Origin of the sequence: Stenotrophomonas beteli (genome assembly GCF_001431665.1) — a bacterium.
GTDB lineage: Bacteria > Pseudomonadota > Gammaproteobacteria > Xanthomonadales > Xanthomonadaceae > Stenotrophomonas > Stenotrophomonas beteli.
Window position 1 is genome coordinate 153906 of sequence record NZ_LLXV01000021.1, and the last position, 24476, is coordinate 178381.

General features: G+C 67.3%; 27 protein-coding genes. 18 read left to right on the top strand and 9 right to left on the bottom strand.

All coding sequences use genetic code 11. From position 1 onward, the window contains the following. Positions 1 to 30: 30 nt before the first annotated feature. Positions 31 to 756: a hypothetical protein gene (locus ARC23_RS05005; protein WP_057496206.1), complete on the top strand. Its 726-nt coding sequence runs from the start codon at positions 31 to 33 to the stop codon at positions 754 to 756. Positions 757 to 828: 72 nt separating this feature from the next. On the opposite strand, the gene ARC23_RS05010 is transcribed toward ARC23_RS05005, so the two are convergent. After that, positions 829 to 1275, bottom strand: a complete 447-nt coding sequence (locus ARC23_RS05010) for a copper chaperone PCu(A)C (protein WP_057496207.1) — start codon at positions 1273 to 1275, stop codon at positions 829 to 831. A gap of 34 nt (positions 1276 to 1309) precedes the next feature. On the opposite strand from ARC23_RS05010, the gene ARC23_RS05015 reads away from it, so the two are divergent. From ARC23_RS05015 to ARC23_RS05030, 4 genes are all read left to right on the top strand, one after another. Next, a complete protein-coding gene (locus ARC23_RS05015) occupies positions 1310 to 2086 on the top strand; it encodes an enoyl-CoA hydratase/isomerase family protein (protein WP_057496208.1) in 777 nt (258 codons plus the stop codon). A 127-nt stretch (positions 2087 to 2213) separates the two neighbouring features. Continuing rightward, a complete protein-coding gene (gene tesB, locus ARC23_RS05020) occupies positions 2214 to 3134 on the top strand; it encodes an acyl-CoA thioesterase II (RefSeq protein ID WP_411847889.1) in 921 nt (306 codons plus the stop codon). A gap of 4 nt (positions 3135 to 3138) precedes the next feature. Further along, on the top strand, positions 3139 to 3639 hold the full coding sequence (locus tag ARC23_RS05025) for a hypothetical protein (RefSeq protein WP_057496210.1): 501 nt from the start codon (positions 3139 to 3141) through the stop codon (positions 3637 to 3639). Positions 3640 to 3863: 224 nt separating this feature from the next. Further along, complete coding sequence (locus ARC23_RS05030; RefSeq protein WP_057496211.1) at positions 3864 to 5081, top strand: RNA polymerase sigma factor; 1218 nt, start codon at positions 3864 to 3866, stop codon at positions 5079 to 5081. Between the two features lie 51 nt (positions 5082 to 5132). Here ARC23_RS05030 and ARC23_RS05035 read toward each other — a convergent pair whose 3' ends face one another. Further along, positions 5133 to 5693: an EF-hand domain-containing protein gene (locus tag ARC23_RS05035; RefSeq protein ID WP_057496212.1), complete on the bottom strand. Its 561-nt coding sequence runs from the start codon at positions 5691 to 5693 to the stop codon at positions 5133 to 5135. 156 nt (positions 5694 to 5849) lie between these two features. On the opposite strand from ARC23_RS05035, the gene ARC23_RS05040 reads away from it, so the two are divergent. Together ARC23_RS05040 and ARC23_RS05045 are read left to right on the top strand one after the other, a co-directional pair. Next, the gene (locus ARC23_RS05040; RefSeq protein WP_057496213.1) at positions 5850 to 6605 is read left to right on the top strand and encodes an arginyltransferase; all 756 of its coding nucleotides are present in this window, start codon (positions 5850 to 5852) and stop codon (positions 6603 to 6605) included. A gap of 38 nt (positions 6606 to 6643) precedes the next feature. Further along, entirely contained in the window at positions 6644 to 7849 is a 1206-nt protein-coding gene (locus tag ARC23_RS05045; RefSeq protein ID WP_057496214.1) for an endonuclease/exonuclease/phosphatase family protein, read from the top strand. Between the two features lie 83 nt (positions 7850 to 7932). Here the strand turns inward: ARC23_RS05045 and purT are convergent, their stop codons facing one another. Beyond that, positions 7933 to 9120, bottom strand: a complete 1188-nt coding sequence (gene purT / locus ARC23_RS05050) for a formate-dependent phosphoribosylglycinamide formyltransferase (protein ID WP_057496215.1) — start codon at positions 9118 to 9120, stop codon at positions 7933 to 7935. A 142-nt stretch (positions 9121 to 9262) separates the two neighbouring features. Between purT and ARC23_RS05055 the strand changes: the two genes are divergently transcribed. From ARC23_RS05055 to ARC23_RS05080, 6 genes are read left to right on the top strand one after another with little or no spacing between them, the layout of a single operon-like run. Then, positions 9263 to 10144 (top strand): SPFH domain-containing protein, encoded by an 882-nt coding sequence (locus ARC23_RS05055; RefSeq protein ID WP_057496216.1) that lies wholly within the window; start codon positions 9263 to 9265, stop codon positions 10142 to 10144. 45 nt (positions 10145 to 10189) lie between these two features. Next, positions 10190 to 10369, top strand: a complete 180-nt coding sequence (locus tag ARC23_RS05060; RefSeq protein ID WP_057496217.1) for a type II toxin-antitoxin system antitoxin — start codon at positions 10190 to 10192, stop codon at positions 10367 to 10369. Then, on the top strand, positions 10366 to 10545 hold the full coding sequence (locus ARC23_RS05065) for a DUF4177 domain-containing protein (RefSeq protein WP_057496218.1): 180 nt from the start codon (positions 10366 to 10368) through the stop codon (positions 10543 to 10545). The genes ARC23_RS05060 and ARC23_RS05065 overlap by 4 nt, the downstream gene beginning before the upstream one ends. Before the next feature lie 2 nt (positions 10546 to 10547). Beyond that, positions 10548 to 11837: an alpha/beta hydrolase family protein gene (locus ARC23_RS05070; RefSeq protein WP_238985196.1), complete on the top strand. Its 1290-nt coding sequence runs from the start codon at positions 10548 to 10550 to the stop codon at positions 11835 to 11837. Next, the gene (locus ARC23_RS05075; protein WP_057496219.1) at positions 11834 to 12427 is read left to right on the top strand and encodes a PH domain-containing protein; all 594 of its coding nucleotides are present in this window, start codon (positions 11834 to 11836) and stop codon (positions 12425 to 12427) included. Before ARC23_RS05070 ends, ARC23_RS05075 begins: the two co-directional genes overlap by 4 nt. Positions 12428 to 12436: 9 nt before the next feature. Next, on the top strand, positions 12437 to 13246 hold the full coding sequence (locus ARC23_RS05080; RefSeq protein WP_057496220.1) for a M15 family metallopeptidase: 810 nt from the start codon (positions 12437 to 12439) through the stop codon (positions 13244 to 13246). A 511-nt stretch (positions 13247 to 13757) separates the two neighbouring features. On the opposite strand, the gene ARC23_RS05085 is transcribed toward ARC23_RS05080, so the two are convergent. The 4 genes from ARC23_RS05085 to ARC23_RS05100 all read right to left on the bottom strand — a co-directional run bounded on the left by ARC23_RS05085 (position 13758) and on the right by ARC23_RS05100 (position 17380). Then, on the bottom strand, positions 13758 to 14129 hold the full coding sequence (locus ARC23_RS05085) for a DUF423 domain-containing protein (protein WP_019659313.1): 372 nt from the start codon (positions 14127 to 14129) through the stop codon (positions 13758 to 13760). A gap of 105 nt (positions 14130 to 14234) precedes the next feature. Beyond that, positions 14235 to 15308: a polyketide cyclase gene (locus ARC23_RS05090; RefSeq protein WP_057496221.1), complete on the bottom strand. Its 1074-nt coding sequence runs from the start codon at positions 15306 to 15308 to the stop codon at positions 14235 to 14237. A gap of 234 nt (positions 15309 to 15542) precedes the next feature. Next, complete coding sequence (locus ARC23_RS05095) at positions 15543 to 16184, bottom strand: response regulator (protein ID WP_057496222.1); 642 nt, start codon at positions 16182 to 16184, stop codon at positions 15543 to 15545. Beyond that, positions 16184 to 17380 (bottom strand): sensor histidine kinase, encoded by a 1197-nt coding sequence (locus ARC23_RS05100; RefSeq protein WP_057496223.1) that lies wholly within the window; start codon positions 17378 to 17380, stop codon positions 16184 to 16186. The genes ARC23_RS05095 and ARC23_RS05100 overlap by 1 nt, the downstream gene beginning before the upstream one ends. Positions 17381 to 17530: 150 nt before the next feature. On the opposite strand from ARC23_RS05100, the gene ARC23_RS05105 reads away from it, so the two are divergent. The 5 genes from ARC23_RS05105 to ARC23_RS05125 are packed head-to-tail and all read left to right on the top strand — an operon-like array spanning position 17531 to position 20554. Further along, the gene (locus tag ARC23_RS05105) at positions 17531 to 18127 is read left to right on the top strand and encodes a GNAT family N-acetyltransferase (RefSeq protein WP_010483371.1); all 597 of its coding nucleotides are present in this window, start codon (positions 17531 to 17533) and stop codon (positions 18125 to 18127) included. Continuing rightward, positions 18073 to 18918 (top strand): septum site-determining protein MinC, encoded by an 846-nt coding sequence (gene minC, locus ARC23_RS05110; protein ID WP_057496224.1) that lies wholly within the window; start codon positions 18073 to 18075, stop codon positions 18916 to 18918. The genes ARC23_RS05105 and minC overlap by 55 nt, the downstream gene beginning before the upstream one ends. A 37-nt stretch (positions 18919 to 18955) precedes the next feature. Then, entirely contained in the window at positions 18956 to 19765 is an 810-nt protein-coding gene (minD, locus tag ARC23_RS05115) for a septum site-determining protein MinD (RefSeq protein WP_057496225.1), read from the top strand. Positions 19766 to 19767: 2 nt separating this feature from the next. Beyond that, positions 19768 to 20028 carry a cell division topological specificity factor MinE gene (minE, locus tag ARC23_RS05120; protein ID WP_053516176.1) on the top strand — a complete coding sequence of 87 codons (261 nt, stop codon included), beginning with the start codon at positions 19768 to 19770 and terminating at the stop codon, positions 20026 to 20028. 46 nt (positions 20029 to 20074) lie between these two features. Then, the gene (locus ARC23_RS05125) at positions 20075 to 20554 is read left to right on the top strand and encodes a hypothetical protein (RefSeq protein ID WP_057496226.1); all 480 of its coding nucleotides are present in this window, start codon (positions 20075 to 20077) and stop codon (positions 20552 to 20554) included. 337 nt (positions 20555 to 20891) lie between these two features. On the opposite strand, the gene ARC23_RS05130 is transcribed toward ARC23_RS05125, so the two are convergent. Together ARC23_RS05130 and ARC23_RS05135 are read right to left on the bottom strand one after the other, a co-directional pair. Next, complete coding sequence (locus tag ARC23_RS05130; RefSeq protein WP_057496227.1) at positions 20892 to 22121, bottom strand: DUF819 family protein; 1230 nt, start codon at positions 22119 to 22121, stop codon at positions 20892 to 20894. A gap of 131 nt (positions 22122 to 22252) precedes the next feature. Further along, positions 22253 to 24331, bottom strand: a complete 2079-nt coding sequence (locus tag ARC23_RS05135) for an alpha/beta hydrolase family protein (RefSeq protein WP_057496228.1) — start codon at positions 24329 to 24331, stop codon at positions 22253 to 22255. Between the last annotated feature and the right edge of the window lie 145 nt (positions 24332 to 24476).

Genomic DNA, 24476 nt, shown 5'->3' on the forward strand with positions numbered 1-24476 from the left:
GGCACTACCGATCCCATTCAAAGGACTGAGATGATCCACCAGACCGAACTGCGCGACCTGCTGCCCGGCATGGTCCCCTTCCCCGCCGACGTCTTTCCCGCCGACCAGGCCTGGCTCGGCCAGCACCTGCTGCCGCTGCTGAAGATCGACCTGGGCGTGCTGCGCCCGGAACTGGCTGGCCAGGTGGCGACGATGTTGTGCCCGATCGAGCCGTACGACGGCTGCATCGGCGAGACCACCGAAGAACACCACAACGAGTTCACCGGCACCAACTGGATCGCCTTCGAACTGACCGCCGGCAACCAGATGCGCTTCCTCGGCAACGAGGGCTATTTCATCGGCGATGCAGTACAGGACAAGGACGCACAGGAACACATCGCGCAGATGCGCGAGAGCTACGCCAAGGCCCGCGACTATCATGCCGCGCACGGCCGTCTGGCCTGCTACTCGGGCTACGGCGAAAGTGAGCCCAGCGAGCGTGACTACCTGGATACGCTGGGCGGCCCGATCGGTTTCGGCAACTGGACCGAGACCGCAGCGATTCCCGCGGCGTTCGAACTGGACTTCACCGACGCTGCCGATGACCCCAACGCTGCGGACGATGCCGAAAGGGTGATCATCACCCGCGACGGCAACACGTTCTTCGCCGTAGCCGAAGTGGCCGGCTACAACTGGTGCGCCACCGGCGCCGATGCCATCGTGATGTTGTACGAGCCGGTGAGCCGTACGGTACTGTTCTCGTACGACTGGTCGTAAGCCGCTTTGCTAGTGCCGGCCGCTGGCCGGCATTTCCTGTGCTGCCGGCCAGCGGCCGGCACTACCATCCCACTACGGCGCGGCCTTGCGCACGGCCAGCGTCGCGCTGGCTTCACCACCGCCTTCCAGCTGCAGCCGCAGCGGCAGCGCCTGGCCTTCCTTCAACGCCGCCTTGCCCTGCATCAGCATCAGGTGCAGGCCACCGGGCTTGAGCTCGGCACGCGCGCCCGGTGCCAGCGGCAGGCGCTCGATCGCACGCATCCGGCTGACCCCATCGACGATCGTGGTTTCGTGCAGCGACACATCGCCAAATACCGCGCTGCTTGCGCCGGTAATCACTACCGCCCGGCCGCAGCCGTTGTGGATGACGCCGTAGCCGGCGGTCATCGGCATCGCCGGGTTCGGCGGCAGCCGCGCCCAGCCCTGCTCCACCGTGACGCAGGCCGGTTCGGCAGCCGAGGCCGATGCTGCGGCCGCACACAGAACCGACAGTACGCCAACGAATGGTTTGGTTATCATCGCCCAGGTTCCTTCTTCGCAACGAGACCGCAGCATGACGACGCTCATCGAGGTGATCAACCATGGCCCCATCCGCGAACTGCGCCTGGCGCGGCCGCCGGTCAATGCACTGGACACCGACCTGTGCCGGCAGTTGATCCATGCCATCGAGCTGGCCATGGCCGAAGACGCGCACGGCATCGTGCTGTCGGGCAGCGAGCGCGTCTTCACCGGCGGCATGGACGTGCCGCACCTGCTCTCGCATGGCGACGACAAGCAGAAGTTGCTGGACACCTGGAACGCCTTCTTTGGCGCCGTGCGCACGCTCGCCGAGAGCCGCATCCCGGTGGTCGCGGCGATCACCGGCCATGCCCCGGCGGGCGGCTGCGTGCTGGCCCTGTGTTGCGACTACCGGGTGATGGCCCGCAGCGCCGATCCTTCGCGCCCGTATGCCATCGGCCTGAACGAAGTACAGGTGGGCCTGATCGCGCCGGAAGGCATCCAGCGCCTGCTGCGCCGTGCCGTGGGCGTGCACCGTGCAGGCGTCCTGCTCACCACCGGCTCGCTGGTGCCGGCCGAACAGGCGCTGCAGATCGGCCTGGTCGATGAACTGGCCGAGGGTGACCTGGTGGTGGCGCGCGCCGTGGCCTGGCTGCAGAACCTGCTCAAGCAGCCTCGGCAGCCGATGCTGCTGACCCGCGCCATCGCTCGCGCGGACCTGCACGAAGCCCTGCACCCGGACCTGATCCAGCTCGACCGCTTTGTCGAGGCCTGGTTCGCCCCGGATGCGCAGAACGCCCTGCAGGCCTTGGTCGCCCGGCTGGGCAAGTAGGCGGTCGTGCTGGCCGCTGGCCGGCACGACCGAAGATGGGGCAGCGCGTGGCATCGGGGTCAGATCCCTTTCGCCAGGCGAAAGGGATCTGACCCCTGACCGGTATAATCAGGCCTTCTTCATTGCTGTGGCCGCCCCCTTGAACGACACGCCCGAACCCGTCGTCTCCGAGCTGATCGACCTGCTCACGCTGGAGCGGCTGGAGGACAACCTGTTCCGCGGGCAGAGCCGCGATATCGGCACCAAGTACGTGTTCGGCGGGCAGGTGCTGGGCCAGGCGCTGGCCGCCGCGCAGGCCACGGTCGACAACGGCCGCCACGTGCATTCGCTGCACGCCTATTTCCTGCGCGCCGGCAACATCGACCACCCGATCGTCTACGACGTGGACCGCACCCGCGACGGTGGCAGCTTCTCGGTGCGCCGGGTCACCGCGATCCAGCACGGCAAGGTGATCTTCTTCTGCGCAGCCTCGTTCCAGCAGGCCGAGACCGGCGCCGAGCACCAGCACAAGATGCCCGAAGTGCCGCAGCCGGAAGACATCGAGCCGAATCGTCCGCTGCCGGCGGAAGTGCTCGAACGCCTGCCGATCAAGGTGCAGCGCTGGCTGTCGCGCGGTGGCCCGTTCGAGTTCCGCCACGTCTATCCGCGCGACGAACTGAACCCGCCCAAGCGTCCGCCCTACCACCAGGTCTGGCTGCGCCTGAGCGAGCCGGTCGGCGATGCCCCGGAGCTGCACCAGGCACTGCTGGCGTACGCGTCCGACTTCCACCTGCTGGGCACGGCGACCTTCCCGCACGGCATCAGCTACTACCACCCGCACGTGCAGATGGCCTCGCTTGACCACGCGATCTGGTTCCACCGCCCGTTCCGCGCCGACGACTGGCTGCTGTACTCGCTGGACAGCCCCAGCGCGCAGGATTCGCGCGGGCTGGCCCGTGGCCAGTTCTTTACCCGCAACGGCGTACTGGTGGCCAGCACCGCGCAGGAAGGCCTGATCCGCGTCGTTCCGGACCAGGTCGCGGCCGCCGCCGTGCCGGCCAAGGAGTAAACCGATGCGCCAGATCTTCAGCAGCCAGCGCGTGGAAACCGTCGAAGGCGTCGCCGAGCTCCTGCGCGGGCATGGCATCGAGGTCAAGGTGACCAACGGGCGCTCGTACAAGACCCGCCGCCGGGGCCAGTTCAGCTATACCGACCTGGGCAATGCCAGCGCCTATCCGGCGGTATGGATCGTACGTGCTGACGACCAGCCACGTGCGCGCGAAATCCTGCGCGATGCGCGCCTGCTCGATACCACCCGTCGCGACCATCCGACCGCCGAATTCGCCTTCCGCGATGCGCCGGAACAGGGCGGCGGCGGCCGCAGCTGGGCCTGGCGCATCCGCATCGCCCTGCTGGTGGTGATCGCCGGGGTGGCGCTGGTGATCGGCCTGCGCCATCGCGGCGCCCCCGCTCCAGCCGCACCGGCGCAGGCCCCGCAGGCGCAGCCGCAGCAGGCCCCGCAGGCAGCGCCGGAAGAGGAAGAAGTGCGGGTCCGCATCCAGCCCTCCAAGTAAGAGGCGGTAGCGCCGGGCCATGCCCGGCCTGCACAGCGGCCTGGCAGCAGGGCCGCGACTTCACCGTAACCCGCCAGGATTGGAGCCCCCTTGTTGTTCAAGGGGGCGCGCCAACGGCGCGGGGATGAGGTGGAATGCGCGGACCGCAGATGCATCAGCATCTGCGGTCACATTGGGCGCTCGGCTCCGTCATGGGACACAATCCCAGCAGGAGAACCGCTGCCATGACAACGTTCGCCGCATCAATCGACCAGACCCTGGAAACCGAACTGCCGGCCGCCGCCAGCGGCTGCCAGCACGCCTACGGCCGCATCGTGCTGGCCTGCCAGAACACGGTCACCGCCATCGCCCTGGCCATCACCCGCGACCGCCAGGCCAGCGAGGACATCGCCCAGGAAGCGTTCGTGAAAGGCTGGCAGCAGCTGCACCAGCTGCGCAGCTCGACCAGCTTTCTGCCCTGGCTTCGGCAGATCACCCGCAACCTGGCCCGCGACTGGCTGCGGGCACAACGTGGCCGGCCGCTGACCGGTGAGGCCGCCGAAGTGGCACTGGGCATGGCCGCCGACCCGGCGCCGGGCGCGGCCGACCGGCTGCAGCGGGTGGAAGAGGAGATCGCCGCCGAGGACATCATCTCCGCCCTGCCTGCCGACAGCCGCGAAGTCCTGCTGCTGTACTACCGCGAAGGCCAGCGCTCGCAACAGGTGGCCGATCTGCTCGGGCTCAGCGACGCGGCGGTGCGCAAGCGCCTGTCGCGCGCCCGCGCGCTGGTGCGCGACGGCCTGCTGCAGCGCTTCGGTGAATTCGCCCGCAGCAGCGCGCCGAGCGCCGCCTTCGCCACCGCCGTGGTGTCGATGGTGCTGGTGGCCGCGCCCGGCACCGCCAGCGCCGCGATCCTGCTCGGCACCGGCGTCGGCATCGGTGGCAGCAAGCTCGGCCTGGGCGGCGCCAGCGTAGCCGGTGGTACCGCAATGGGCACCCTGACCGCCACGCTCGGCCAACTGCATGTGCTGCCAGTGGCAAGCTGGGGGGCGATCCTCGCCGGTGTCGCCGGCGGCGCGATCGGCAGCTACCTTGGTGCACGCTTCCTGATGTCCTATACCGAGACCGAACGCGAACGCGCGCAGGTTCGGCACTTTGTCCGCCTCAACACCGGTACAGGCCTGGTCTGGTGCCTGGCGATGCTGCTGGCGGCACTGTTGCAGGCCCCGATCTGGAGCCAGATGCTGCTGCTGGCATTGGGCCTGGGCGTGGTCAACTACCAGTGCCTGGTGCCGCTGCAACGGGTGATGGCGCCGATGATCGCGCGCGATTCGGCGCGGCGCGGGCGCCGCGGAACCAACTGGAAATTCGAATCCATGTACGGCCGCACCGGCATCATCGGGGCGAACCTGCTGGTGATCGCCCTGGTGGTGTATGTGCTGATGCGCAACGGCCACCTGTAACCGACAACGCCGGCACTGCGCCGGCGTTGTCTCCGATCACCGCATTGACGCTCAGCGCTGCGGCTTCGGTGCGCTGCCGTCACGCGGCCCACCCTGGCGCGGGCCGCCGTGCATCGGGCCCTTGGCCGCGTCGAACTCGGCCTTGCTCAGCTGACCATCCTTGTTGGTGTCGGCGGCAGCAAACCACGCATCGCGGTGCTGCTTCATGCGCAGCTCGCGGTCGGCCTTGTCCAGGTAGCCGTCCTTGTTGAGGTCGAACTGGTCAAAGCGCGCGGCCAGGCGCGGATCGGCCTTGGCTTCCTCGCGGCTGATGCGGCCGTCCTTGTTGGCATCCAGCTTGGCCCAGCGCTCACCGCCGTGGCCACGGCGACCGTGCTGCCAGCGCGGCAGTTCATCGCGCGAGAGCTTGCCGTCCTTGTTCTTGTCCAGTTCATCGAACTTCGCCGCCAGGCGCGGGTTGGCAGCGGCTTCGCTGCGGTCGATGACGCCGTCGCCGTTGGTATCCAGCTTGGCCGGGCGCTGCGCCGGCGTGGTCGGGGCGTCGGCGGCCAGCGCGATACCGGAAGCGGAGGTGCCGAGCAGCAGGGCCAGCAGCAGGGGGGTACGGATCATGGGGTCACTCCTGGGGATGGGGATTGCGTCGGGGTGATCACTTCACCCTCGGGGAACAACAACGCCCGGGCGCGGCAACGGTTGACGCCGTTGCCAGTTCCATTCATCCGGCGGACAGTCGCCGCCACTGCGACAGGCTGGGGCTATGCTGTGCCCATGGCGATACATGGCGACAGAGACGACGAACTGCGGCTTTTCCAGACCGGCGAGCACCCTTGCGGGTACTGGTCGGACCGGGTGGCGCGCGACCTGGTGCTGGACCCCCACGACCGTCGACTGGGCGGCTTGTACCCGCTGGCCCTGAGCTGGGGCTTCCGCCGCAGCGGCGACCTGGTCTACCGGCCGCATTGCGCGCATTGCCAGGCCTGCGTGGCGGTGCGCATCCCGGTGGCGCGCTTCGCCCCGGACCGCAGCCAGCGCCGCTGTGCCGCCCGCAATGACGACCTGGAGGTGCGGATCACCGCCGCCACCGCCCGTGACGACCTGTTCGCGCTGTATCACCGTTATCTCACCCACCGCCACGCCAACGGCGGCATGGACGACCATGGCCCGCACGAGTTCGAGCAGTTCCTGATCGGCAGCTGGTCGCACACCCGCTTCATGGAGATGCGCCTGCCCGGCCACGACGGCCAGCCCAGCCAGCTGCTGGGGGTGGCGGTGACCGATGTCACCGAGCACGGCCTGTCGGCGGTCTACACCTTCTTCGACCCGGAGTACGCCGCGCGCGGGCTGGGTACCTTCGCGATCCTGCAGCAGATCGAATGGGCCCGCCGCGAGGGGCTGCCGCACGTGTATCTGGGCTATTGGATCCGTGGCCACCAGAAGATGGACTACAAGCGCCGCTTCCATCCATTGGAGGCGTACGACGGCCGCCGCTGGCACGATTTCGACAACGATCTGGACGGGCGCTGACAAACCGCTGACACCGGGCCGGGTGCACAATACGGCCCATGAACGCCAAACCCCTGATCCTCGTCCTGGCCCTGCTCTGCGGCGCCACGGCCCCCGCCTTCGCCAAGTCCCCTGCGATGACCGAAAAGCCGTCCGCTGCGCTGCGCCTGGCCACCTACAACACCTCGCTGTACTCCGATGACGCCGGCGGCCTGATCAAGGAGCTGGAAGGCGATAGCGAGCACGCGCGCAAGATCGCGGCAGTGCTGCAGCAGGTGCGCCCGGACCTGGTGCTGCTGAATGAGTTCGACTTCGACGACGCCCATCGGGCCGCCGACCTGTTCCAGAAGCGCTACCTGGAAGTGGCCCAGCCCGGTGGCGGCAAGCCGCTGCACTTCGCCTACCGCTACCTGGCGCCGGTCAATACCGGCGTGCCCAGCGGCCTGGACCTGGACAACAACGGCGTGGTCGGTGGCGAAGGCCGCAGCCGTGGCAACGATGCCTGGGGCTACGGCCTGCACCCGGGCCAATACGGCATGCTGGTGCTGTCGCGCTACCCGATTGATGAAGCCAAGGTGCGCAGCTTCCAGCGGCTGAAGTGGAGCGCGATGCCCGGTGCGATCCGCCCGGTTGACCCGCGCACTGGCCAGAGCTTCTACAACGACCATGTGTGGTCGCAGCTGCGGCTGTCGTCGAAGTCGCATTGGGACGTGCCAGTGAAGACCCCGGCCGGCGTGGTCCACGCGCTGGTCTCGCACCCGACGCCGCCAGTGTTCGACGGCCCGGAAATGCGCAACGCAGCACGCAACCACGACGAACTGCGCCTGTGGCAGGAATACCTGTCCAACGGTGACAAGCCGTGGCTGTGCGACGACAAGGGCCAGTGCGGTGGCCTGGCGCAGGGCGCGCGCTTCGTGATCCTCGGCGACCTCAACAACGACCCGGTCGATGGCGACGGCCGCCATGAGGCAATCGTCGAGCTGATCGAGAACGCCCGCGTGCTGCGCTACCCCACCCCGCGCAGCGTCGGCGGCGAGCAGACCAGCCTGGCCTATGCGGCCAAGGGCATCGAGCGCAAGGGCGCACCGTTCCACGCCACCGGCGATTTCGGCCCGAAGTCCGGCACCATGCGCCTGGACTACGTGCTGCCTTCGACCGGTTTCGAGTACGTCGGCAGCGGCATCTTCTGGCCGGCCAATGAAAGCCCGGAAGCGAAGATCGCCGACGGCAGCGACCACCATCTGGTGTGGGTGGACGTGCGGTAGAGTCGACTGCCCCGAAAAGGGGACGGAGGGGATTAAGTCGTTTGTGCCACAAACGACTTAATCCCCTCCGTCCCCTTTTTGCTTTACGGGCGCAGTTCGACGCCGATGGCGTCGGCGGCACCACGTGCGATGGCGCGGGCTTCGTCGATGGTCTCGGCGCGCGCCAAGGTCACGCCCACGCGGCGGTGGCCATGCACGCTCGGCTTGCCGAACAGGCGCACGGCGGTATCCGGCACCTGCAGCGCGGCGGCGACGTTGTTGAAGTACGGCACGCCCTCGCCATGTGCCAGCAGCGCACACGACGCCGACGGACCGCTCTGGCGGATCACCGGGATCGGCAGGCCGAGGATGGCGCGCGCGTGCAGCGCGAACTCGCTCAGTTCCTGCGATACCAGCGTCACCAGGCCGGTGTCGTGCGGGCGCGGCGACACTTCACTGAACCACACTTCGTCGCCCTTCACGAACAGCTCGACACCGAACAGGCCCCAGCCACCGAGGTCGTCGGTGATCGCGCGCGAAATCTCTTCGGCACGCGCCAATGCCGCACTCGACATCGGCTGCGGCTGCCAGCTTTCGCGGTAATCACCATCCTTCTGCAGATGGCCGATCGGTGCACAGAACGAGGTGCCGCCGGCATGGCGCACGGTCAGCAGGGTGATCTCGTAATCGAAGTCGATGAAGCCTTCGACGATGCAGCGACCGGCACCGGCGCGGCCACCGGTCTGCGCATACTCCCAGGCGGCCGCGATATCCGCCTCGCTGCGCAGCGTGCTCTGGCCCTTGCCCGAGGACGACATCACCGGCTTGACCACGCACGGCAGGCCGATGGCGGCCACGGCGGCACGGTACTCGGCCTCGGTATCGACGAAGCGGTACGGCGAAGTCGGCAGGCCCAGGGTTTCGGCGGCCAGGCGGCGGATGCCTTCGCGGTCCATGGTCAGGCGCGCAGCGCGTGCGGTCGGGATCACCCGCAGGCCCTGCTCCTGTTCCAGCTGGACCAGGGTCTCGGTATGGATCGCCTCGATTTCCGGCACCACCAGGTGCGGCTGCTCCTGCGCGATCAGCGCACGCAGCGCCATCGCGTCGAGCATGTCGATCACGTGCGAGCGGTGCGCGACCTGCATGGCCGGGGCGTCGGCATAGCGGTCGGCGGCGATCACCTCCACGCCCAGCCGCTGCAGCTCGATGGCCACCTCCTTGCCGAGTTCGCCCGAGCCCAGCAGCAGCACGCGGGTCGCGGAAGGAGACAACGGGGTTCCAAGCTTGGCCATGACGGTTCCAGCAGCGAAGTGAAGACGGGTGGGCATTCTAGCCGGTCCGGCCTCCGCCCCCGGCCCGTATCGTCCGACGAACGGTCGCCACATCTGATATCACTTTGATATCTTTCAATCGAACCCTCAAGGACGTACCGCCATGAAAGAGAAGTCGCTTGCCTCCCTCAACGGCCTGGGCACCCTGGCCGGATCCCTGCTGGCCGCTCTGGCCGGCGCAGCGCTGTTCGTGCTGGGAGTGGCGGCCAAGGCCAGCACCGGCGCGCCGAACCTGCTGATGATGCTGGCCGGCGTGCTGGTGATCGTCGCTGCGGTCTTCATCCTGGCCGGTCTGTACACCATCCAGCCCAACCAGGCCGCCGTGCTGAGCCTGTTCGGCAAGTACGTGGGCACGGTCAAGGACAACGGCCTGCGCTGGAACAACCCCTTCTATGCCAAGCGCCGGGTCAGCCAGCGCGTGCGCAACTTCGAAAGTGGCAAGCTGAAGGTCAACGAGCTGGACGGCAGCCCCATCGAGATCGCCGCAGTGATCGTCTGGCAGGTGGTCGACGCCTCCGAAGCGGTCTACAACGTGGATGACTACGAGAGTTTCGTGCACATCCAGTCCGAGTCGGCACTGCGCGCGATGGCCACCAGCTATCCCTACGACCAGCACGAAGACGGCCAGCTGGCCCTGCGCAGCCACGCCAGCGAGATCTCCCAGCACCTGAAGAACGAGCTGGCCGAGCGCCTGGCCGATGCCGGCGTGCAGGTGCTCGATGCCCGCATCAGCCACCTGGCCTACGCCGCCGAAATTGCCCAGGCGATGCTGCAGCGCCAGCAGGCCAATGCGGTGATCGCCGCGCGCACGCGCATCGTCGCCGGCGCCGTGGGCATGGTCGAAATGGCCCTGGCCGAACTGCAGAAGAACGGCGTGGTGCAGCTGGACGAAGAGCGCAAGGCGCACATGGTCAGCAACCTGCTGACCGTGCTGTGCTCCGATCGCGGCACCCAGCCGATCGTCAACGCCGGTTCGCTGTACTGAGCCATCCTCGCAACGGGGTGCCCCACCGCCCCGCCAGGAGTTTTCATGAGTGAGAAGAAAGCCTATCCGCTGCGCATCAATGCCGAGGTCCTGGCCGCGGCACAGCGCTGGGCTGACGACGAGCTGCGCAGCCTCAACGCACAGATCGAATACGTACTGCGCGACGCACTGCGCAAGGCAGGACGCCTGCCGAAACCCAGGCCATCAACCGAGGACAAGGAATGAGCACGCGTTGGAGCTACCAGACTGTTGAAGTGAAGACCACGATGATGGGCGTCCTCAAGGCCGAGGACATCCAGAGCGAGCTGACCCGCCAGGGCACACTCGGCTGGGAGCTGGTCAACATCATCATTCCGGCGCCGATGCGCCCGGCCATGCTGGTCTTCAAGAAGGAGCAGTAGCCATGTCCGTGCACCGCCGAGCACTGATGCTGTCACTGGCCCTGCTCACCGGCCCTGCCCTGGCCGCCGAGCCCCAGCAGGTCGCCAACCAGTTGCTGGATCACCTTCAGGCCGGCCAGATTGCCGATGCCGAAGCGATGCTGACCGCGCAGATGGCCCAGGCCGTACCCGCCGACAGGCTCGGCGTGCTGTGGACGTCGCTGGGCGCCCTGCAGCAGCGGGGGGCCGCTGAAGTGAGCACGCAGCAGGGCATGCACCTGGTGGTGGTGCCGCTGCAGTTCGCCAGCGGCCGGGTCGTCGCGCAGGTCGCGGTGGATGCGCAGGACAAGGTGGCCGGCCTGATGCTGCGCCCGGCCCCGGCCGCCAAGGCAGCGCCACCGCCCGCCGATGCGGACTATGGCGAGCGCGACTTCAGCGTGCCGCAGGCGCGCGGCGCACTGCCGGGCACACTGGCGCTGCCCAAGGGCAAGGGCCCGTTCCCGGCGGTGGTTCTTGTGCATGGCTCGGGACCGCAGGACCGTGATGAGACCATCGGCGGCAACCGCCCGTTCCTGGATATCGCCCGTGGCCTGGCCAGCCAGGGCATCGCCGTGCTGCGTTACGACAAGCGCACCTTCGCCCGCCCGCAGGATTTCCAGGGCGGCAGGTTCACCGTTGACGACGAAACCACTGACGACGCCGTGGCCGCGTTGACCGCACTGGCCGCCGACCCACGCATCGACGGGCGCCGCGTATTCGTACTTGGCCACAGCCAGGGCGGCATGCTCGCCCCGCGCATTGCCCGGCACTGGCCGCAGGTGCGGGGCGCGATCCTGTGGGCGGCGCCTGCACGCACGCTGCTGGACCTGCTGCCGGAACAGAACCGCTACCTGCTGGGCCTGGACGGCGGCATCAATGCATCCGAGCAGGCCTTTCTGGATACGCTCGACAGGCAGATCGCCGCCGCGCGGGGCAGCGCGCCGGTGGCCGCCAGCGAGCTGCCGCTGGGGGTGCCGCAGTCGTTCTGGAAGAGTGTTGAAGCCGTTGATGCGCGCGCCGATGCACAGGCACTGCGCACGCCTCTGCTGATGCTGCACGGCGGCCGTGACTTCCAGGTGCCCGACACCGACTGGGTGCTGTGGCAGAAGGCGCTGGCCACCCGCAATGACGTGCAGTGGCTGGCGTATCCGGCCCTGAACCATATCGGCATTGCCGGTAATGGCCCCAGCTCGTTGCAGGAGTACGCGCAAACGGGCCATGTCGATGCGACGCTGATCGACGGCGTGGCTGCCTGGATAAAGGCACAGCGATGAACGGCAGCGACCCCAGGCCGTTCGAGGTGGCCGCCAGCTCGCCGCTGCGCGTGCTGTGGGTGGTGATGCCGGTGCTTCTGGCGTTCGCGGCCAGCGTGTATGCGCAGCTGCACCGGCCGGTGGCGACGGCACCCTGGATCGAGGTGACACTCTCTCCCCCCTGGTTCCGGATGGGCGGCAGCGCAGCGTGGAGCCTGCTGGTGATCGCAGTGATCGGCACCGGCCTGAGCGTGGCGTTCTTCCGGCGCCGGGTGACCTTCGATGGCGCGCTGCTGGATGTACGTTCAACTTTGTACCGACGGCGCGTGCCGGTGGCGCAGCTGCAGCTGGACCGCGCCGAAGTGGTCGATCTCGGCCGTGACCGGCGCTACGCCATCCGCTTCAAGACCAACGGCTATTCGATGCCGGGGTTCCATTCCGGCCATTTCCGCCTGCAGGGTGGCGGCAAGGGCTTTGCCCTGGTGACCGACCGCAGCCGCGTGCTGGCCCTGCCGGTGCGCGATGGCAGCACGCTGCTGCTCAGCCTGGAGCGGCCGCAGGCGCTGCTGGACGCCCTGCGCAAGGTGGCCGTGACCGTGCCACAGCAGTAAGCTGCGGCGATGCAACGACGCGCGCCCCTGCTGATCAATACCGAGGCCATCGAAGCATGGCCCGCCGGCCTGCTGCGCACACGCAGCAACCTCGATGCGCGCCTGCTGGCACGGGCGCACTGGGTACTGCGGCGCAAGCGTGATGGCCGTTATCTGGCGGCCGTCTTGCCACGCGGCGTGCATTCGATGGTGCCACGACTGCCGCGTGAGCCCGGGGTCGAGGAAGCACTGGCGCTGCTGGACGCCGCGGCAGCTCGACCATTCGGCGCGGCGCTGGAAGATCAATGGCTTCCGTTGGCTGGGCTGCAGCAGCGCCTGCAGCAGCTGGGCCTGGACGCCCAGCACTACGCGGATGACAGTGGCCTGCCCCTGGAAGCCGAACCCTGCCTGCTGCATTTCGCCGGCCGCGACCGCTTTGGGCGCCCGCTGTGGCTGCGCCGCGGCGCCGCGCAGGGCTGGCGGCGGATGCGCCTGCACGCCGCGCGGGATGGCGTCGCACTGGATGCAATCTCCGGCTTCCGCAGCCATGCCTACCAGTTGGGCATCTTCGAACGGAAGCGGGCGCGCGGGCTGAGCGTAACGGAAATCCTGAAGGTGAACGCCGCGCCGGGTTTCAGTGAACACCACAGCGGCCATGCGCTGGACATCGGCACGCCGGGCGGTGCGCCGGCAGAAGAATCCTTCGACGCCACCGATGCGTTCGCCTGGCTGCAGAGCCATGCCGGCGGGCACGGCTTCCAGTTGAGCTACCCGCGCGACAACCCGCACGGCATCGTCTACGAACCCTGGCACTGGTGCTGGAGAGAGGCCAACGGCTGAGCCCCTCGTGGCTAAAGCCTGGAGCAGTCAGCGCATGGCCGCGGGCGGGATGAACTTGCGGGGGGCGCTGTGAATCCGTCCGTGGAGGCTTGGGCGCCGCATCCATGCGGCTTACACCCCCGCAAGCCCACCCCGCCCGTGGCCTGGAATTATTCCGCGTGCGTCCGCCACGGAATGGAACAAGAGAGCAAAGACAAAAGCGGGTCGCTTCGCTCGAAGCCTCTGCAACGGATCAGCGCGCGGCTGTTGGGTCCGCCTTCAAGCGAGCCGCGCACCGCAGGTCCGGCGAGGGCGAAGAGGTGCTTGCGATTCTGTAGAGCCAAGCCATGCTCGGCTGCTTTCCGCACCGTCCCTCGACGGGCCGAGGAGCGCAGGGGACCGGTGCGCAGCACCGGCTGCGGTCGGCGGCGCGTTTCTTTTGGTTACTTTTCTTTTCGCGCGAAAAGAAAAGTAACGCCCATGAACCATCACGATCGTATCGGCATGGATCGGAGCGACAGCCCTGCGGCCCTCACCGCCTCAACGCATTGATCGCCAGCAATACCCATCCGGCCATCATGCTGGTACCCCCGATCGGCGCCATCCGCGTCGGCCACTGCCACAGCGCCCCGCCCACCAGGCTGCCGGAAAACAGCAACACGCCCAACAGCAGCACGTACAGCGCCAGGTGCGCGATCGCCCCCTGCGCGCGCGGCCCCAGCGCCACCAGCACCGCACCGTGCGCGAACGCATACAGCGCCGCCATGTTCAGATGCTGCTGCGCCAGCGGATCAGCCACGCCATGCGAGGCATAGGCAGACAGGCCGATCGAGGCGGCGGCCAGCAGCGCGCCAAGGCAGGCCAGCAGGGAGGGCTTACGTGCGCGGCGTTCGAGATTGAACATGAGGGCTCCTTGCGCAGCGCCCCATACCGGGCGCCAGATGAAAAAAAAACGCGCCGCAGTGAGCGGCGCGTTTTCGTATCCAACACTACATGGGTCAGCCGACGCTTACTTGACGGCCCAGTAGATGTCGTAGGTACCTTCCGGGGTGAACGACTTGTCGATGCCGTCCTTCCAGGTTTCGTACGGACGGTCGATGACTTCGTTGCCCGAGGTCACGGCCCAGGCACGCAGGCCATTGCGGGCCACGTCCAGACCTGCCATGTGGCCGGTGTAGGCCGCATGTGCCGAACGGTGCGGAGCGACGTGCACGTACTTGACCGGAGCGCCGCCGTCGATCTTGACGGTCAGGGCTTCAGCGGTGGCACCTTCAGCACCCTTCTTCTTCACCGGCTGGGCGATGTCGAAGGCGTACTTCTCCTGGCCGAAGTCGGTGGTGATGATGCGGAACGGGCCAGCGGCTTCAAGGCCATTGGCCTCCATCACGCGCTTGATCCATTCCTGGTTGTCCTTGATGGACTTGGTGATGGTGTCCTGACCACGATCCACGTTACCGGCGTTGACGACCAGCAGGTCTTCGGCCGGCACTTCAACAATGGCCAGGTCGGTCAGCGGCGCTTCCGGGGTGCGGTAGTCGACGTTCGGGACGGTGGCGAGCATGTTGGCCATGCGCGACAGACCCATCTTGATGTCGTCGCCGATCTGGCGGCTGACATACAGGCCGGCGTAACGGCCGAACAGGTCGAAGCCGTACTTCACCGAGTAGTCCTGGGTGATCTTGACGTTACGGCCACCCTTGCCGGTCGGCTCCAGGGTGAAGGTGGTGACCTTGTCGTGACCCTTGGTGGCGTCTTCGATGGCGATCGCAACGCGCTTGTTCTCTTCGGCGTCGGTGATCTTCCAGGAACCGGTGCCCAGGTCCTTGGAGGTGAAGTCGAGGGTCGCGCCCTTGCCGGAGGCCGGGCCAGACAGCTTCAGTTCAACGGCGGGATCGCGCAGTACCAGCGGGTTCCAGTCCTTGAAGCGGCGCAGGCTGCTGACCGTGTCGTACACGATCGTCATCTTGCGGTTGGTCTCGATGCTTTCGGTGATGTGACGCTCGCCCGGCAGACATACGCCAATGATGACGAACAGGCCAGCCACGATCCCCAAGGCGATCAGGAACTCGATAATACGGGTCATTCAGAGAGTCTCCGGGGCCGATCCCACGGCCGGGTTGATTGAAGCGAAGCGCCAATCCTAGCAGGCTTCGCGGGCATTGTTTATCGGGATTGGCGCACCGGTTTCCCTGCCGGCTGCGTATTTGTATGGACAAAGAGTTCGAAGGGTAACGCATACCGCCACCCGGCATGTAGAGGGGGCCGCCGGCCAGACCCCCACATGGCTACCCAAGTCTTTGTATGAGAACGATTTTCCTCAGACCAGCTGAAGTTCGAACGCCTTCAGCACGGCGCGCGTCCGGTCGCGCACGCCCAGCTTGGAAAGGATGTTGGACACATGGTTCTTGATGGTCCCTTCGGCCACGCCCAGCGAGTTGGCGATCTCCTTGTTGGAGAAGCCGCTGGCCATCAGACGCAGGATCTCGGTCTCGCGGTCGGTCAAGGGATCCGGCCGGTCCAGGCTGACGAATTCGTTGCGCATGTGCTCCAGACCGGACAGCAGGCGCTGGGTCACCGCCGGCTGCACCAGCGAGCCGCCGTCGGCCACGGTGCGGATGGCACCGACCAGCTGCTCCAGGGTGACGTCCTTGAGCAGGTACCCCTTGGCGCCGGCCTTGAGCCCGGCCAGTACCAGCTGGTCATCGTCGAAGGTGGTGAGGATGATGGTCGGCGGCAGCTGCTCCTGCCGCGACAGCACCTGCAGCGCTTCCAGACCGGACATCACCGGCATGCGCATGTCCATCAGCACCACATCCGGGCGCACCTGCGGGATCAGCTCGACCGCCTGCCGGCCGTCGCCGGCCTCGGCCACCACTTCGATGCCGTCGTCGAGCGCCAGCAGGGAGCGGATTCCCTGCCGCACCAGGGTTTGGTCGTCGACCAGGCAGACGCGAATCATCAACGCACTCCTTCAGGAACCTTGGTAAGGGCCGCCACCAGCACCGTTGCCGGAACCGTCGCCCGCAGCCGGAAGCCTTCGCCGGGACGGGTCTCGATCTGCAGCTGGCCACCACATTGTTGCAGGCGCTCGCGCATCCCGCGCAAGCCGTTGCCCACATTGACCATATCCGCGCCGACACCGTCGTCGCGGGCCTCCACCACCACCCGGTCGGGGGCTTCACGGTACACCTTGATCCACAGGTGGCGGGCGCCGGCGTGGCGCACCGCGTTGGTGATGATCTCCTGGGTGCAGCGCAGCAGCACATGGGCCCGCTGCGGGTCTTCCACGTTCAGCGGATCGTCGATCTCCAGCTGGATGTCCAGCGAAGGCACGTTCTCGGTCAACGGCCGCAGCGCCGCGGCCAGGTCGATGGCACCGGTCTCGCGCAGCTGGCTGACCACCTCGCGCACGTTGCCCAGCAGCAGCTTAGCCAGCGCATGAGAGCGCTTCACGTGGTCCAGCGCCTGGCCCTCGGCCAGGTGGCCGGCCACTTCCAGGTTGAGGGTCAGGGCGGTCAGCTGGTGGCCCAGCAGGTCATGCAGCTCGCGCGAAATACGGGTGCGCTCGTTGACCCGCGCACTCTCGGCCAGCAGGGCCCGTGTGGCGCGCAGCTCCGAATTGAGCCGGCGCTGCTCGTCGCGGGCCTCGGTCTGCTGCCGGGCAACCAGGCTGGTCACGAAGATGAACATGGAAAAGCCGCCGTACAGCAGCGACTGCATCACCGCTTCGAACAGCGGGAAGCGCAGCAGCATGTAATAGACCGGCGCCACCGCCAGCTGGCTGACCAGCAACCACAGCACGCCCAGCCGCACCGACAGCATCCACGGGATGACCCCGGCGGCGACCATCATCAGGATGCTGCCCAGGCCCGAACCGCTGAGGAAGCTGACCCCCAGTGCCGAGACCGTCAGCAGCAACAACAGGCCACGGTCCAGCCAGCTGGTGTGGCTGTCGCTGCGCAGGATGCGGGTCAACCAGTAGTACGCCGTGCCGAAGGACAGATAGGCGACGAACAGCAGGATCGCCCAGCTGCCCATGTCGCTGCGGCTGTGCAGGTTCTCGAACTGCGAATAGGCCAGCGGCAGGCCGACCATGACCCAGGTGAACAGGCCGGCCAGGCGGAGGACGCGGGTATGGCTGAGGACTCCCAACATGCCAGCACTCTACGGGCCCGGCCTGCGCACCGCACCCCACGGAAGTCATGCCTGCCCGGTCGCCTGTTCATGCCGCAGCCCACCCCGGGCATGCAATAATCGTGCGCAGGGTCCCTCGATGGACCAACCGCGTTACCCCACGGAGTCACAATGTCGATTGTCATCCGCGACGTGCGCGAGCACGAGCTCGATTCCGTCCTGGCTTTGAACAACAACGCTGGCCTGGCCATCCTTCCCCTGGATGCGGCCCGCCTGCGCCTGTTCTACGAAACCGCTGAGTATTTCCGCGTCGCCGAGCGCGACGGCAACCTGGCCGGCTTCCTGATCGGCTTCGGCAGCGACAGCCAGCACGACAGCAGCAACTTCGCCTGGTTCAAGCAGCAGCTGGACACCCCGTTCTTCTACATCGACCGCATCGTGGTCGCCAGCCGCCGTCGTGGCGGCGGTGTCGGCCGTGCGTTCTATGCCGACGCGCAGAGCTTTGCCGAGCTGCGCTACCCGCAGATGACCTGCGAAGTCTTCCTCGACCATGGCGCCGATGCCGCCCTGCTCTTCCACGGCAGCTTCGGCTTCCGCGAGCTGGGCCAGAACACCATGCCGCAGGTTGATGTGCGCGCCAGCATGCTGGCCAAGGAACTGTGCAGCTACCCGTGGGTCCAGGAGACCTATGGCGGCAAGCTGCCGGATGTGGCATGGACACGTGCCCGGCAGCTGCCGGCGCAGGCACAGCGGCCGACGGGGACCTGAGCGTGGCGGTGAATTTCGATTACGAACAGGCCGGTGAACTGAAGATCGGCCAGGTGGGCATTGCCAACCTGCGTATCCGTACCCTTGATGTCGAACGCCTCGTGCAGGAAATGCGCGAGCGCGTGACCCGCGCGCCAAAGCTGTTCGGCCGCGCTGCGGTGATCCTCGACTTCGGTGGCCTGAGCCAGGTACCGGACGTGGCCACCGCGCAGGCGCTGGTCGATGGCCTGCGCAGCGCCGGCGTGCTGCCGGTGGCCCTGGCCTATGGCACCAGCGCGGTCGACCTGCTCTCGCAGCAGCTCGGCCTGCCGCTGCTGGCCAAGTTCCGCGCCCAGTACGAGCGCGCCGAGGCCGAACCGGCGTCGCCGCCGCCCGCAGCGGAACCACGCCGTGCCCCCCGTGCCGAACCGAAGCCGGCACCGGCCGCGCCGGTGGCCAAGGTGGCCGACGCCGCGGCACCGCAGCCGGGCCGCATGCAGCTGGGCAACGTGCGTTCGGGCCAACAGCTGTATGCGGAAAACTGCGACCTGACCGTGATGGCCACCGTCGGCGCCGGCGCCGAAGTCATCGCCGATGGCAGCATCCATATCTACGGCACCCTGCGCGGCCGCGCGCTGGCAGGGGCCCAGGGCAACACCGCGGCACGCATCTTCTGCCGTGATTTCCATGCGGAACTGGTGGCCATTGCCGGCCACTACAAGGTACTGGACGATGTCCCGGACACCCTGCGCGGCAAAGCCGTGCAGGTGTGGCTGGAACAGGACCAGATCAAGATCGCTGCGCTGGACTGACGCAGCCCCAAACTAATGCAGAACCAGGAGAAGTCCTTTGGCTGAAATCATCGTAGTCACCTCCGGCAAGGGCGGCGTGGGCAAGACCACTTCCAGCGCGAGCCTGGCCTGTGGCCTGGCGCGGCGCGGCAAGAAGGTGGCGGTGATCGACTTCGACGTCGGCCTGCGCAACCTCGACCTGATCATGGGCTGCGAACGCCGCGTGGTGTACGACTTCGTCAACGTCGTGCACGGCGAAGCCACCCTCAAGCAGGCCCTGATCAAGGACAAGCGCTTTGACAACCTGTACGTGCTGGCCGCCTCGCAGACCCGCGACAAGGACGCACTGACCCAGGAAGGCGTCGGCAAGGTCCTCAAGGATCTGGCGGCCGATGGCTTCGACTACATCATCTGCGACTCGCCGGCCGGCATCGAGAAGGGCGCCTTCCTGGCGATGTACTTCGCCGACCGCGCGGTGGTGGTGGTGAACCCGGAAGTGTCCTCGGTGCGCGACTCCGACCGCATCATCGGCCTGCTGGATTCGAAGACGCACAAGGCCGAATCCGGGCAGAACGTCCCCGCCTTCCTGCTGCTGACCCGCTACACCCCGCTGCGCGTGGAAACCGGTGAGATGCTGAGCATCGCCGACGTCGAGGAAGTGCTGGGCCTGAAGGCCATCGGCGTGATCCCCGAGTCGGGCGACGTGCTCAACGCGTCCAACAAGGGCGAACCGGTGATCCTGGATGTCGAATCCGCTGCCGGCCAGGCCTATGACGACGCCGTCGCGCGCATCCTTGGCGAAGATCGCCCGATGCGCTTCACCAACGTCGAGAAGAAGGGCTTCTTCAGCAAGCTGTTCGGAGGGTAAGCATGGGCCTGTTCGATTTCCTCAAAGCGAAGAAGACCACCGCCGAAACCGCGAAGAACCGCCTGCAGATCATCATCGCGCAGGAGCGCAGCCATCGCGGTGGCCCGGACTACCTGCCGCTGCTGCAGCGCGAGCTGCTGGAAGTGATCAAGAAGTACGTGAACATCGACGTCGATGCAGTGAAGGTCGACCTGGTGAAGGATGGCCAGCACGATGTGCTGGACATCTCCGTGGCGCTGCCGGAAGGCCCGGAAAAGCCCTGACCTGCTGCCCCGCCCGTGCCTGCATGGGCGGGGCCGGCTGACCCGCATGACCGAGACCACACCCGAACCGAACGTCATCCGCGTCGGCGATATCGCCTTCGCCGATGCGCAGCGCCTGCTTGCCGCGCATGGCCTGATGCTGCACCACGTGGCCGCCGGCCAGCCGATTCCCGGCAGCTACTGGGGCGAACCGGAGGCCGGCATCATCGCCAGCAATGTGTACGTGCGCGACGACACCCCCGTGCATTCGATGCTGCACGAGGCCTGCCACCTGATCGTTCTGCCGCCGGAGCGGCGCGCGCAGGTGCACACCGACGCCACCGATTCGGTACCGGAGGAAGACGCCACCTGCTACCTGCAGATCGTGCTCGCCGCACAGCTGCCCGGTGTGGGCAGCGGGCAGCTGATGGCCGATATGGATGCCTGGGGGTATACGTACCGGCTGGGATCCGCCCGGGCGTGGTTCGAGCAGGATGCTGAAGACGCGAAGGCGTGGCTGATCGAACGCGGGTTGCCGGTGGCGTAAGGCGCGGGCGCGGTTGGCAACGGGCGCGTGGCGACGCGCCGGACCTTGCGGCGCCCCTCTTTTCACTCGGCGCGGTTCGAGCAGGACGCCGAAGACGCGAAGACGTGGCTGATCGAACGCGGGTTGCCGGTGGCGTAAGGCGCGGGCGCGGTTGGCAACGGGCGCGTGGCGACGCGCCGGACCTTGCGGCGCCCCTCTTTTCACTCGGCGCGGTTCGAGCAGGATGCTGAAGACGCGAAGACGTGGCTGATCGAACGCGGGTTGCCGGTGGCGTGAATCACCAGGAACCGGGGCCGATCCCTTTGCGTCGCAAAAGGGATCTGACCCCATCGCCGTATCAGCCCTGCCCGGCCAGCGCGCGCAGCGTGATGCCGACGATGTAGGCCAGGTAGGTGCCGGTGGCATAGCCCATCGTGCCCAGCAGCACGCCGACCGGCGCCAGCGCCGGATGGAACGCCGCGGCCACCACCGGTGCCGAGGCCGGGCCGCCGATGTTCGACTGCGAACCGATGGCGAAGTAGAAGAACGGCACCTTCAGCAGCTTGCCCAGGCACCACAGCAACACGATGTGCACGCTGATCCAGATGATGCCCAGCAGGAACAGCCACGGCCGGTCCAGCAGCGCCAGCAGGTCCATCTGCATGCCGATGCAGGCGATCAGAAAGTACAGCAGCAGTGAGCCCAGTCGTGAAGCGCCCGCGCCTTCCAGGGTGCGTGCGCGGGTGAAGCTCAGGCCCAAGCCGAGCGTGGTGGACAGCACCACCACCCACACGAAAGGTGCGTCCAGGCTGAACTGCGCCGCCCAGCTGACGTTGAGCTTGAACCAGGCCGCCAACGGTGCGCCGATGGCGTGGGCCAGGCCGACGCCACCGAAGGCCACCGCCACGATCAGCATCAGATCGGTGAGGCTGGGAATGCGCTCGTGCTCGGCCTGGAAGCGCGCGATGCGCTCCTTCAGTTCATCGATGGCCGACGTATCGGCACCACTGCGCGCATCGATCCTGGCCGCGCGGCCGGCCAGGAAGATCAGCGCGGCCATCCACACGTAACCGACGCCGACATCGACCACCGCAAACTGGCCGAAGGTGGTGGCGTTGACGTCGAACACTTCACGCATCGCCAGCATGTTGGCACCGCCACCGATCCAGCTGCCGGCCAGTGCCGCCATGCCGGCCCAGGTGTCGCCGGCGACGGTTTCCGGATGCACGGCGCGCATCAGCAGGAACGCCACCACCGCACCGAGCATGATGCTGGCCGACGCGCCCAGGTACATCAGCACCAGCTTCGGGCCCAGCCGCAGGATGCCCTTGATGTCCACCGCCAGGGTGAGCAGGATCAACGCTGCCGGCAGCAGGATGTCGCGCGCGATCGGGTTGTAGAGCTTGGTGTTCTGGCCGTCGATCAGGCCGACGGTGTTGTAGATGCCGGGAATCAGGTAGCACAGCAGCAGCGCCGGCACGAAGGTGTAGAAGCGCTTCCACAGGCCCTGCTCGCGCGAGGCGGTCCAGAACACGGCACCGAGGGTGGCGGCGATCAAACCGAAGACGACGATGTCGTTCTGGATCATGCAGGTGCTCTGGGTGCGGGGTCGGATCCCTTTCGCCACGCGAAAGGGCTCTGACCCCAGGGGCGGTCAATGACGGGGTCGGAGCCCTTCCGCGCTGCGGAAGGGATCCGCCCCCTCGGCTCTGGACCGGCTTACTCGCCGATGTGCTGCTTCAGCCAGGCATTGACGGTGTCGTGCCACAGGATGCTGTTGTTCGGCTTCAGCACCCAGTGGTTCTCGTCCGGGAAGTACAGGAACTTCGATTCGATGCCCTGGCGCTGGGCGGCAGTGAACGCGGCCAGGCCCTGCTCGACCGGGATGCGGAAGTCCTGCTGGCCGTGGATGACCAGGATCGGCTTCTTCCAGTCCGCCACGTGGTTGACCGGGTTGAACTTCTCGTAATTCGCCGCCTTCTGGTACGGCGTGCCGCCCTGCTCCCACTCGGTGAACCACAGTTCTTCGGTGGCGTAGCCCATCATGCGCTGGTCGAACACGCCGTCGTGGTTGACCAGGCACTTGAACGGGCCGTTCCAGTTGCCGGCGATCCAGTTGACCATGAAGCCGCCGTAGCTGGCACCCAGCGCACAGGCCTTGTCACCGTTGAGGAAGGTGTACTTCTTCAGCGCCGCGTCCCAGCCCTTCTGCAGGTCTTCCAGCGGGCGGTCGCCCCAGTGCTGGCTGATCGCATCGGTGAACGCCTGGCCGTAGCCGGTGGAACCGTGGAAGTCGATCATCACCACGGCATAGCCCTGGCCGGCATAGGTCTGCGGATTCCAGCGGTAGCTCCAGCCGTTGCCGAAGCTGCCCTGCGGGCCGCCATGGATCAGGAACGCCACCGGGTAGGACTTGCCTTCCTGGTAGTTGTGCGGCTTGACCACGTAGCCATGCACGGTGTCGTTGTTCCAGCCCTTGAACTCGAACTGCTCGTAGTCACCGAAGGACACGTCCTTCAGCACATCACCGGCGGCCGGGGTCAGCGCGCGCAGCTCGCCGATCGGCTGGCCCGCGGCCGGCAGCAGGCCAACCAGCACCTGGTCGTTGCTCTTCAGGCTGTTGCGGGTGATCGCCACGCTGTTGCCGGCCACGTCGACCGCCGTGACGCTGCCATCGCCGATCAGCTTGGTGGCCTTGCCGCTGGCCACGTCGATCTGGAACAGCGGGTGCTCGCCGAGGTCATCGGCCGTGGTGTAGATGCTGGCGCCGTCAGCGGACAGGGTGATGCCACCGGCCGAACGATCCCACTGCGGGGCGATCTCGCGGGTCTTGCCGCTGGCCAGGTCCATTGCCATCAGGCCGAAGCGGTCGGCTTCGAAGCCCGGGCGCTTCATCGCACGATAGAACAGGGTCTTGCCGTCGGCGCTGAACACCGGGCCGGCATCCCAGGCCGGGTTGGAGGCGGTCAGGTTGACCGGCGCCTGCTTGCCGGCGGCGTCGAAGCGGTACAGGTCGAAATTGGTCGACCACGGTTCCTGCTTGCCGGCCACGCGGATGCTGGCCACTACGCTGGCGCCATCCGGCGACCACGCAAAATCGTCATTGCCGCCGAATGGCTTGGACGGGGCGTCGCCGTCGATGGTCGCGCTCAGTGCCGAAGCGCCCTTGACCGGACCGTCCTTGGCCGCAGGCAGCGGGGCCACGAACAGGGTGTTGCGGCGGCCGTCGTTCCAGGCATCCCAGTGGCGCACGAACAGCGAATCCCACACCTGGCCGCTGGCCTTGGCGTCCTTCTTTTCCTTCAGCTTCTTCTCGGTGCAGGCCAGGTCCGAGGCGCAGGCCTGGAACACCCCGGCGCTGAACAGCACGCGGTCATCCTGCGGCGACACGTGGTAGCTGTCCACGCCGACTGCGAAATCGGTCAGCTGGCGCGGCGTACCGCCGTTGATCGGCTGCGCGTACAGCTGCTGGCTGCCGTTCCTGGCGCTCAGGAAATACACCGTCTGGCCATCGGCCGACAGCGAGGCGGAATTGACGTTCCAGCCGGCCGGGGTGATCTGCTTCGGCGGAGCCGCGTCGCGGGTGCGCAGGTTGCGTGCGAACAGCGCGGTGGAGGCCTTCAGGTTGGTATCGACGCTGCGCTTGGCGAACACCACGGTGCCGCCGTCAGCGGTCAGTACCGGCGTGGAGACGCGGTCCATGGCCACCATGTCGCGGACTTCCAGGCCACGGGCAGCGGCAACGCTGGGCAGGGCGGCCAGCAGGCTCAGTGGCAGCAGGGCATGACGCAGTTTCATCGGGGTCTCCGCAGGACGGCAAAAAACCGATGGTAGGCCCGTGCGGCCGGGGCTGCCAAGGCCATCGGTCATGGCCGCGGGCGGGCAATCGCCAGAAACAGCAAACCGCGCCGTAGCGCGGTTTGCGGGGACACCGGGGTCGGAT

Coding starts and splice junctions, on each gene's coding strand:
- ARC23_RS05005 (WP_057496206.1), top strand. CDS start 31: ATGATCCACCAGACCGAACTGCGCGACCTGCTGCCCGGCATGGTCCCC.
- ARC23_RS05010 (WP_057496207.1), bottom strand. CDS start 1,275: ATGATAACCAAACCATTCGTTGGCGTACTGTCGGTTCTGTGTGCGGCC.
- ARC23_RS05015 (WP_057496208.1), top strand. CDS start 1,310: ATGACGACGCTCATCGAGGTGATCAACCATGGCCCCATCCGCGAACTG.
- ARC23_RS05025 (WP_057496210.1), top strand. CDS start 3,139: ATGCGCCAGATCTTCAGCAGCCAGCGCGTGGAAACCGTCGAAGGCGTC.
- ARC23_RS05030 (WP_057496211.1), top strand. CDS start 3,864: ATGACAACGTTCGCCGCATCAATCGACCAGACCCTGGAAACCGAACTG.
- ARC23_RS05035 (WP_057496212.1), bottom strand. CDS start 5,693: ATGATCCGTACCCCCCTGCTGCTGGCCCTGCTGCTCGGCACCTCCGCT.
- ARC23_RS05040 (WP_057496213.1), top strand. CDS start 5,850: ATGGCGATACATGGCGACAGAGACGACGAACTGCGGCTTTTCCAGACC.
- ARC23_RS05045 (WP_057496214.1), top strand. CDS start 6,644: ATGAACGCCAAACCCCTGATCCTCGTCCTGGCCCTGCTCTGCGGCGCC.
- purT (WP_057496215.1), bottom strand. CDS start 9,120: ATGGCCAAGCTTGGAACCCCGTTGTCTCCTTCCGCGACCCGCGTGCTG.
- ARC23_RS05055 (WP_057496216.1), top strand. CDS start 9,263: ATGAAAGAGAAGTCGCTTGCCTCCCTCAACGGCCTGGGCACCCTGGCC.
- ARC23_RS05060 (WP_057496217.1), top strand. CDS start 10,190: ATGAGTGAGAAGAAAGCCTATCCGCTGCGCATCAATGCCGAGGTCCTG.
- ARC23_RS05065 (WP_057496218.1), top strand. CDS start 10,366: ATGAGCACGCGTTGGAGCTACCAGACTGTTGAAGTGAAGACCACGATG.
- ARC23_RS05070 (WP_238985196.1), top strand. CDS start 10,548: ATGTCCGTGCACCGCCGAGCACTGATGCTGTCACTGGCCCTGCTCACC.
- ARC23_RS05075 (WP_057496219.1), top strand. CDS start 11,834: ATGAACGGCAGCGACCCCAGGCCGTTCGAGGTGGCCGCCAGCTCGCCG.
- ARC23_RS05080 (WP_057496220.1), top strand. CDS start 12,437: ATGCAACGACGCGCGCCCCTGCTGATCAATACCGAGGCCATCGAAGCA.
- ARC23_RS05085 (WP_019659313.1), bottom strand. CDS start 14,129: ATGTTCAATCTCGAACGCCGCGCACGTAAGCCCTCCCTGCTGGCCTGC.
- ARC23_RS05090 (WP_057496221.1), bottom strand. CDS start 15,308: ATGACCCGTATTATCGAGTTCCTGATCGCCTTGGGGATCGTGGCTGGC.
- ARC23_RS05095 (WP_057496222.1), bottom strand. CDS start 16,184: ATGATTCGCGTCTGCCTGGTCGACGACCAAACCCTGGTGCGGCAGGGA.
- ARC23_RS05100 (WP_057496223.1), bottom strand. CDS start 17,380: ATGTTGGGAGTCCTCAGCCATACCCGCGTCCTCCGCCTGGCCGGCCTG.
- ARC23_RS05105 (WP_010483371.1), top strand. CDS start 17,531: ATGTCGATTGTCATCCGCGACGTGCGCGAGCACGAGCTCGATTCCGTC.
- minC (WP_057496224.1), top strand. CDS start 18,073: ATGGACACGTGCCCGGCAGCTGCCGGCGCAGGCACAGCGGCCGACGGG.
- minE (WP_053516176.1), top strand. CDS start 19,768: ATGGGCCTGTTCGATTTCCTCAAAGCGAAGAAGACCACCGCCGAAACC.
- ARC23_RS05125 (WP_057496226.1), top strand. CDS start 20,075: ATGACCGAGACCACACCCGAACCGAACGTCATCCGCGTCGGCGATATC.
- ARC23_RS05130 (WP_057496227.1), bottom strand. CDS start 22,121: ATGATCCAGAACGACATCGTCGTCTTCGGTTTGATCGCCGCCACCCTC.
- ARC23_RS05135 (WP_057496228.1), bottom strand. CDS start 24,331: ATGAAACTGCGTCATGCCCTGCTGCCACTGAGCCTGCTGGCCGCCCTG.